The sequence below is a fragment of the Janthinobacterium kumbetense genome (assembly GCF_023703445.1).
Lineage (GTDB): Bacteria > Pseudomonadota > Gammaproteobacteria > Burkholderiales > Burkholderiaceae_D > Janthinobacterium > Janthinobacterium kumbetense.
In genome coordinates this window covers 104077-111934 of sequence record NZ_JAMQGR010000014.1, presented here as the reverse complement: position 1 = coordinate 111934, position 7858 = coordinate 104077, and the positions used below count along the sequence as shown (strand labels likewise).

Annotated in this window: 4 protein-coding genes; 2 read left to right on the top strand and 2 right to left on the bottom strand. The window is 60.1% G+C overall.

From position 1 onward, the window contains the following. Window positions 1-282 precede the first annotated feature (282 nt). Entirely contained in the window at window positions 283-2454 is a 2172-nt protein-coding gene (locus tag NCG91_RS25415) for a S9 family peptidase (RefSeq protein WP_251351702.1), read from the bottom strand. Between the two features lie 181 nt (window positions 2455-2635). Here NCG91_RS25415 and dinB point away from each other — a divergent pair, with 181 nt between their 5' ends. Next, the gene (dinB, locus tag NCG91_RS25410; RefSeq protein ID WP_285817229.1) at window positions 2636-3820 is read left to right on the top strand and encodes a DNA polymerase IV; all 1185 of its coding nucleotides are present in this window, start codon (window positions 2636-2638) and stop codon (window positions 3818-3820) included. A 118-nt stretch (window positions 3821-3938) separates the two neighbouring features. Beyond that, window positions 3939-4835, top strand: a complete 897-nt coding sequence (locus tag NCG91_RS25405; RefSeq protein ID WP_034754435.1) for a recombination-associated protein RdgC — start codon at window positions 3939-3941, stop codon at window positions 4833-4835. Between the two features lie 133 nt (window positions 4836-4968). Here NCG91_RS25405 and NCG91_RS25400 read toward each other — a convergent pair whose 3' ends face one another. Beyond that, the gene (locus NCG91_RS25400) at window positions 4969-7653 is read right to left on the bottom strand and encodes a TonB-dependent receptor (protein ID WP_251351701.1); all 2685 of its coding nucleotides are present in this window, start codon (window positions 7651-7653) and stop codon (window positions 4969-4971) included. Window positions 7654-7858: the final 205 nt, after the last annotated feature.

The window sequence follows — 7858 nt, the reverse complement described above, 5'->3', positions numbered from 1 at the left end:
AGGCTCGAACTCCCGACCTACGCCTTGTAAGGGCGCCGCTCTACCAACTGAGCTAAGCACCCGTTGCTTGTCTCAGAAAACCATCCCGACGTTTGTCACCACGTCTGGAAGAGGCGCTATTATAGGACGGGTAAAATCCTTCTGCAAGCGCTTTTTTCAGATTATTGCCCGAATGCGGTTGGGAGCATCTGAAAAAAGTGCAGGGCAAGGCGCATTGCCGAAGACAGTACGGATAGTACGGCGAGGCAATGTAACGCTGCCATGGGCTTTTTCTCAGGGCTCCTATTCCGTGATGCCCCATTGCGACAGCATCCACGCCATATTGAACGCATTCTCGGCGATGGCGTTATAGCGGCCCGACGCGCCGCCGTGGCCGGCACCCATATTCGTTTTCAGCAGCAGGGGATTGCCGTCCGTTTTATAGGCGCGCAGCTTGGCCACATATTTTGCCGGTTCCCAGTACATGACCTGGCTGTCGTTCAGACCCGTCGTCACCAGCATGGCGGGATAGTTCTTGCGCGCAATGTTGTCGTACGGCGAGTAGCTGAGCATGTAGTCGTACGCGGCCTTCTGGTTCGGGTCGCCCCATTCCAGGTACTCGCCCGTCGTCAGGGGCAGGCTGGCGTCCATCATGGTGTTCATCACGTCGACAAACGGTACGGCCGCGTGCACGGCGTGGAACAGGTCGGGGCGCATGTTGACGACGGCGCCCATCAGCAAGCCGCCCGCGCTGCCGCCCTGGATGATGAGGCGGTTCGGGCTGGTCCATTTTTCGCGCACCAGGTAGTCGGCGCTGTCGATGAAGTCATTGAAGGTGTTTTTCTTCTTCATCAACATGCCGTCTTCATGCCAGGCTTCGCCCATGTCGGTGCCGCCGCGGATATGCGCTTGCGCATAGATGACACCCCGTTCCAGCAGGCTGATGCGGCTGATGGAAAAAGTGGCTTCCGTGGAAATACCGTAGGAGCCGTACGAGTACAGCAGCAGCGGCGCTGAACCGTCGAGCTTGACGCCTTTCTTGTAGACGACCCACAGCGGCACTTGCACGCCATCGCGCGCCTTCACCCACAAGCGCTGCGTGGTGTAGCGGCTGCTGTCGAAGCCGCCGACGATTTCCTGCTGCTTCAGCACCGTGCGCTTGCCGTCCTGCATGCTGACGTCGATGACGGTGGGCGGCGTGACGGGCGACTGGTAGGACATGCGAAATTGCGTGGCGGAAAACTCCGGCGTGCCGGCCGCCGTGGCCAGGTAGACGGGGTCGTCGAATTGCACTGCCTTCCAGTTCTTTTGCGCAAAATCAAAGATGCGGGCGCGGTTCAGGGCGCGTGCCTTTTCCATCACCACCAGGTAACCCTGGAAGACGTCGATGGACTGGATCACGGCATCCTTGTTATGCGGCACGACGGGCTTCCAGTTCTTCGGCTGCGGCGCAGACAGCGGCGCGCTGACGACACGGAAATTCTTCGCCCCCTTGTTGGTCAGAATATACAACTGGCCGTCGCGGTGCTCGATGCCGTAGCGGTGGCCTTTTTCACGTTTCAGCACGGATTGGAACGTGCCTTGCGGCTTGCTCGTTGGCAGCAGCAGCACTTCGCTCGTGTCCGTGCTGCCCGAGGTGAGCACGAAGAATTGCTTGTCGCGCGTGCGGCCCACGTTGATGGCGAACTGCTCCACAGGCTCGTGGTAGACCTGTTGCGGCGCACCGCCCAGGGCCAGGCGGAACAAGCGGTCCGAGCGCTTGGTGGTGGCATCTTCCTGCGCCAGCATCAGGGTGGCGTTATCCGCCGCCCAGGCCAGCGATGTCACGCGCGGCATGCTGTCGCCCAGCAACTTGCCCGTTTTCAAATCCTTGACGTGCAGCTCGTACTGGCGGAAACCCGTCGTGTCGGTGGTGTAGGCCAGCAACTGTTCATTCGGGCTGATGCTGAAGGCGCGCACGGCAAAGAATTTGTGGCCTTCGGCCAATTGATTCTGGTCCAGCAAGACTTCCTCTGCCGCCTGCGCATCATAGGCGCCGCTGGCGCCGACGGGGCGGCGGCAGTGAATCGGATATTGCTTGCCCGCTTCCATGCGCGTGTAATAGTAGAAATTGCCCTGGCGCGCAGGCACGGACAAGTCCACTTCCTGCATGCGTCCCTTGACTTCCGCCGTTACCTTGTCGGCCAGCGGCTGGATCGGCGCCGTGACGGCGGCCGTGTAGGCGTTTTCCGCATTCAGGTAGTCGATCACGGCAGGATCGGCTTTCTTTTGCAGCCAGCGGTAGTCGTCCGTCACGACCGTGCCGTGGCGCGTTTCTTGCCAGGCTGTCTTGGCGGCGACGGGTGCGACGGCCGTGGCGATGGTGGTGGTGGTGTCGGCTGCCAGCGCGGATGGCGCCAGCGTGGACAGTAGCAGGGCCGGCAGGATGGATGACCAGACGGACCGGCGACGCAAGGCATGATGTGCTGTAGACAAGGCAACTCCTTTGAATAGTTGTGTCAGGATTGTAATCTTGCTATTGGGAAAAGCAACCGCTGATCGTCGCCATCGGGTCCCGTGCGTTTCAACTTGCATCCCGGCCCATTTCCGGTAATACTGTATGCATGCACAGTATCTTGCCGCAATGAAGGCAAGCCGATCCGCCGCGAGGTGTTTTTTGATTCCATCTGCCCCCACACTTGCCGAAGCACCCGCCGCGCGCCGCTGGATCGCCCACCTGGACATGGATGCCTTCTTCGCGTCCGTGGAACTGTTGAAATATCCGGAATTGCGCGGCGAAGCCGTCGTCATCGGCGGCGGGCGCCTGCAGCAGCCCGTGCTGCAGATTGACGGCACGCGGCAATTTGCGCGCATGCGCGACTACGTGGGGCGCGGCGTCGTCACCACGTCGACCTACGCGGCGCGCGCGTTTGGCGTGTTTTCCGCCATGGGCATCATGAAGGCGGCCAGGCTGGCGCCCGACAGCATCCTGCTGCCGGCCGATTTCGAGGCCTACCGCGAGTATTCGGCCCGCTTCAAGCAAGCCGTGGCCCAGTTGTGCCCCATCATCCAGAACGTGGGCATCGATGAAATCTATGTCGACCTGACGGAACACGGCGCGCAGGCGCCGGCCATGGCGGCGCGCCTGAAGGCGGCCGTGTTCGAGGCGACGGGCCTGTCGTGCTCGATTGGCCTGGCGCCCAACAAATTGCTGGCGAAAATCTGTTCCGACCTGGAAAAACCCGACGGGCTCACCATTTTGTCGCCCGAGGATATCGCCACGCGCGTGTGGCCCTTGCCGGCGAAAAAGATCAACGGCATCGGCCCGAAGGCGACGGCCAAGCTGGAAGCCCTGGGCATCATCACCATCGGCGAGCTGGCGCAGGCCGACCTGGCCATGCTGCGCACGCAGTTTGGCGACCTGTACACGGGCTGGCTGCGCCAGGCGGCGCTGGGCATCGACGAGCGGCCCGTGCAGACGAGCCGGGAAACCAAGTCCGTCAGCCGCGAAACGACGTTCGAGCGCGACTTGCAGGTGGTGCGCGACCGCGCCACGCTGTCGGAAAAGCTGGAAAGCCTGTGCACGCGGGTGGCGGGCGACCTGGATAAACAGTCGCTGGCGGGGCGTACGGTGGGCATCAAGCTGCGTTTCGAGGATTTCAGCACCGTCACGCGCGACATCACCTTGCCCAGCGCCACGGCGGACGCCGCCGCCATCCTGCGGGCCAGCCGCGATTGCTTGCGGCGCGTGCCATTTGAAAAGAAAATCCGCCTGCTGGGCGTGCGCATCTCGACCTTGTCCGATCCGGCCATCGTGATGCGGCAGGCGCCGGCCCAGGCGGAGCTGTTTCCCGCCCTGTAGCGGCATTCCCCACGCATCAACAACACCGCGCCAGTCCGCGCTTTTGACGGCATTCCCGTGTCGAAAGTGTAGAATGGCGTTCCCCTGGCACTACTGAAACAAACGGAAGACAAAAACTATGTGGTTCAAGAATCTTCAGATTTACCGCCTGCCCGCACCATGGGCCTATACGCCAGAACAACTGGAAGAGGCCTTGTCCTCGAACAAATTTACGCCGGCGACCAGCATGGATCTGATGCGCCAGGGCTGGGATACGCCACGCCCGAACGGCGGCCTGGTCCACGTGGTCAACAAGCAGATGCTGATCTTGCTGGGCACGGAAAAGAAACTGTTGCCAGCCACCGTCATCAACCAGGTGGCCAAGGCCCGCGCTGCCGAGATGGAAGAAGCGCAAGGCTTTGCACCAGGCAAGAAAGCCATGAAGGAATTGAAGGAACGCGTGGCCGACGAGTTGCTGCCGCGCGCCTTCAGCATCCGCAGCAATGTCTGGACGTGGATCGACCCCGTCAATGGCTGGCTGGTGGTCGATGCCGCCAGCCCGGCAAAGGCCGATGAAGTCATCAAGCTGCTGCTCAAGGCCGTGGATAAATTGCCGCTGGAAAGCCTGCGCGTGCAGCGCTCGCCCGTGGCGGTGATGACGGAATGGCTGCAGGCGGACGATGCGCCGGCCGGCTTCACGGTCGACATGGATACGGAATTGCGCGCCACGGGCGAGAGCAAGGCCACCGTGCGCTACGTGCGCCACACCCTGGAAGCGGACGACGTGCGCCGCCACATCGCGGCCGGCAAGCAGTGCACGCGCCTGGCCATGACGTGGAACGACAAGATTTCGTTCGTGCTGACGGAATCGCTGGCCATCAAGAGCGTCAAGCCGCTGGACGTGATCAAGGAAACGGAATCGAGCACGAAGAACGACGAAGAGCGTTTCGACGGCGACGTGATGCTGATGACGGGCGAGTTGAGCAAGCTGATGGCCGACGTGGTCGAAGCCCTGGGCGGCGAAGCGACTGCATAAGCGCAGCCATGCCGGTACGAAAAAGGAGCTGCGGCTCCTTTTTTTTCGCCTGTGGATTGCGAAAAGATAAAAAAAAGCGCCTTGCACGGTGAAGTGTAAGGCGCTTTCGGACAAGCTAATTCACAACGTCAAATTAGAACTTGTAGTTGCCGGTGATGTAGAACGAACGCATCATTGGATCGGCGTAGCGTGGGTCGAAACCAACCTGGTGGCCCGACGAAGCGCGCAGCGACAGCGGCGGTGCACGGTCGAACAGGTTTTTGATGCCTGCGCGGATCGTGGTTTGCTTGTCAAAGGCGAAACGTGCTTGCCAGTCGAACGTCGTGTACGACGGTACTTGCAGGCGGAAGTCGTCTATTTTGGTTTTGGTGTCCTCGTTGTACACGCTTGCTGCCGCATCGGTGTAGCCGTTACGGTAGTTGACCGTTACCGTGTTGCTCAGGCGGCCCGTATCCAGGGTCGTCGTCAGCTTCATCAGGTTGCGGAACGTGACTTCGTTGGTGTCGCCGAAGAAGTTCATGTTGCTGGTGAACACGTTGTTGCTGCCTGCCTTGGTGTAGTTCGCGTGCAACATGTGCGTACCGCTCAATTGAGCAGTCAGCTTACCGAAGGAAAACTTGTGGTTGGCCGACAGATCCCAGTCGATACCACGGTATTCCTTCTTGCCGACGTTGACCGACAGTTTCTTGAACGCGTAGTAGGTATTGCCGGTCGATGGCTCCTTGTAGTAATCGAAGCTTGTCGCATACTTGACCGGATCGCCAAATGCCTGATCTTCGGTGATTTCCGAGACGGCATTGCGCAGTTTCACATCCCACAGGTCGGCGCCGAACGAGAAGGCCGAGCTAGGCTCAACACGGAAGCCCAGGGTGAACTGTTTCGATTTTTCCGACTGCAGTTCTGGATTGCCTTCCGATACGGCGTTGTATTGAATTGGTTCGCCGCGGCAGAACTCGGTACCTGGGTATGGGCAGGTAAATTTCTTGGCGGTAAAGCCGGCATTGACCAGTGGCTGAGCGATGTCCAGCATGCTTGGCGCCTTGAAGCCCGTGCCGTAGGAGCCGCGGATCAGCACGGTTTGTACCGGCTGCCAGCGTGCCGATACCTTGTAGGTATTGGCGCTGTCTTTTTTACCGACAGTTTTGCTGTTCAGCTTGTCATCGATCGCCTTGACAGCATCGTAACGGCCACCGACGGTCATTTCGAACGACTTGGTCAGAGGAGCCAGCAACTCGACGAACGCGCCGTAGGTGTCGCGGCTCATGTCGTAGGAAGCTTTCGTGTTGAAGCTGTAGATATCGTCACCGGTGGCGCCTGGCGACTGCTCATAGCGGTAGGTGCGGTAGTCGCCGCCGATACCCAGGCTGGCCTTGCCGCCTGGCAAGGAGAACAGTTCACGCGAACCGTGCGTGTCGACGCCGCGCATCGTGGTCGATGCGGTACGCACGGAGCCGACGAACTGCGCGCCGGCGACTTGCGCTTGCACGGATGGCTTTTGGCCCAACGCGAACGCATCGAAATCCGGATTGGCCAGGATCGCATTGAAGCCCTGATTTGTCGCGTAGCCGCCCGTGTAACGCTCGTCGATCGAGTTTTGCGACCAGGTCAGGCCGCTTTCGAAGTTCCACGCGCCCAGTTCGCCTTCCACGCCAACCACCATGTGTTTGGTTTGGGTAATGGTCTGGCTTGCGCGCAAACCGAAGTCGGTGCTGCGGTAGTTGGCCGTGACCGATTTGAGATCGCCCTGTTGCGCTGGCGTCAGGTAAGGTTGCACGTATTTCGCGTAGGCAGCTGGATTGTTGAACACCAGCTCGTCAAGGTTGGTTTTAGGGTTCTTTACCGTTTGCGCGATCGAGATGGGGATCGGGTTGGCGGCGATACGCGCCGTCAGGTCGTAGCGCGAGTAGGCCAGTTCGGCGAACGCGTTCAGGCTGTCATTGAGCTTGTACGTTGCTTTGGAAAACAGGCTGTCGCGTTTCGATTGTGGCACGATTTCCACGGTGGAACCCGTGTCGAAGCCGCAAGCGCGTGAATTGCCGGTCGTGACGAAGGAATCGTCAGGGCAATTTCCGTTTTGACGCAAGTAAGGCGTGAAGGAAGTCGATGCGCTGTTCTTCGTTTTGTAGGCTACGGTGGCGCCTGCTGGCGATGCCGAGGTGCTGGTGCGGTCCCAGATGTAGTTGTTGCCGCCGCGTTTGAATTTCAGGAAAGAGGTATTGGCGAAATCGCGGTCGGTCGCGATCAGTTTCGACTGCTCATCGTGGCGGTACGATACCAGCACGTTGAAACGGTCTTCGTCCAGGTCGCCGAAACCGTAGGTGACGCTGGTGTTCCAGGCGTTGCCGCCCTTGTCTTCCGGACCGCCGTAGGTGGCTTCCAGGGTGGCGCCTTGCTGGTTTTTCTTCAGGATGAAGTTCAGTACGCCGGCGATGGCGTCCGAGCCGTACAGGGCCGAAGCGCCGTCGGTCAGGATTTCGACGCGCTCAACGGCGCTCATCGGAATGGCGTTCAGGTTGACCGTGGTGCCGGAGCCTTGCGGCGCGATGCGGCGGCCATTCAGCAGTACCAGGGTGTAGGACTCGCCGATACCGTGCAGCGAAGCACTGGTATTGCCACCCGAGTCGGAACCTGCTGCGACTGCGCCGATGGTGAAGCCTTGCATGGCTGGCAGGGCCTGGATCAGGTCGGCTACCGAAGTGGCGCCCGATTTGGCGATCGCTTCTTGCGTCAGGCGCTGCACAGGCAAGGCGCCTTCGACAGCGATACGCTTGATACTCGAACCGGTAATTTCAACTTTTTGAATTGCTTCGTCCGCCATGGATTGGCCAGAGAACAAGACGCTACCTGCCAGAACGGTCAGGGCCAGGCGTACGCTGCGCACGCCAATTTTTTCTTTAAATGCCATTGTAACAATTACTCCGTAGTAGTTTTAATAACGACAAGCAGTACACGAGCACCGCTCTGGCCATCGGGTAGATGGCCAGCGGTGCTCGTGTACGGTAGGCGGAACCACGTCGGTGGGA

Excerpts from the sequence above, each read along its gene's own strand:
- NCG91_RS25405 (WP_034754435.1), top strand. The coding sequence starts at position 3,939 with ATGTGGTTCAAGAATCTTCAGATTTACCGCCTGCCCGCACCATGGGCC.
- NCG91_RS25400 (WP_251351701.1), bottom strand. The coding sequence starts at position 7,653 with ATGGCGGACGAAGCAATTCAAAAAGTTGAAATTACCGGTTCGAGTATC.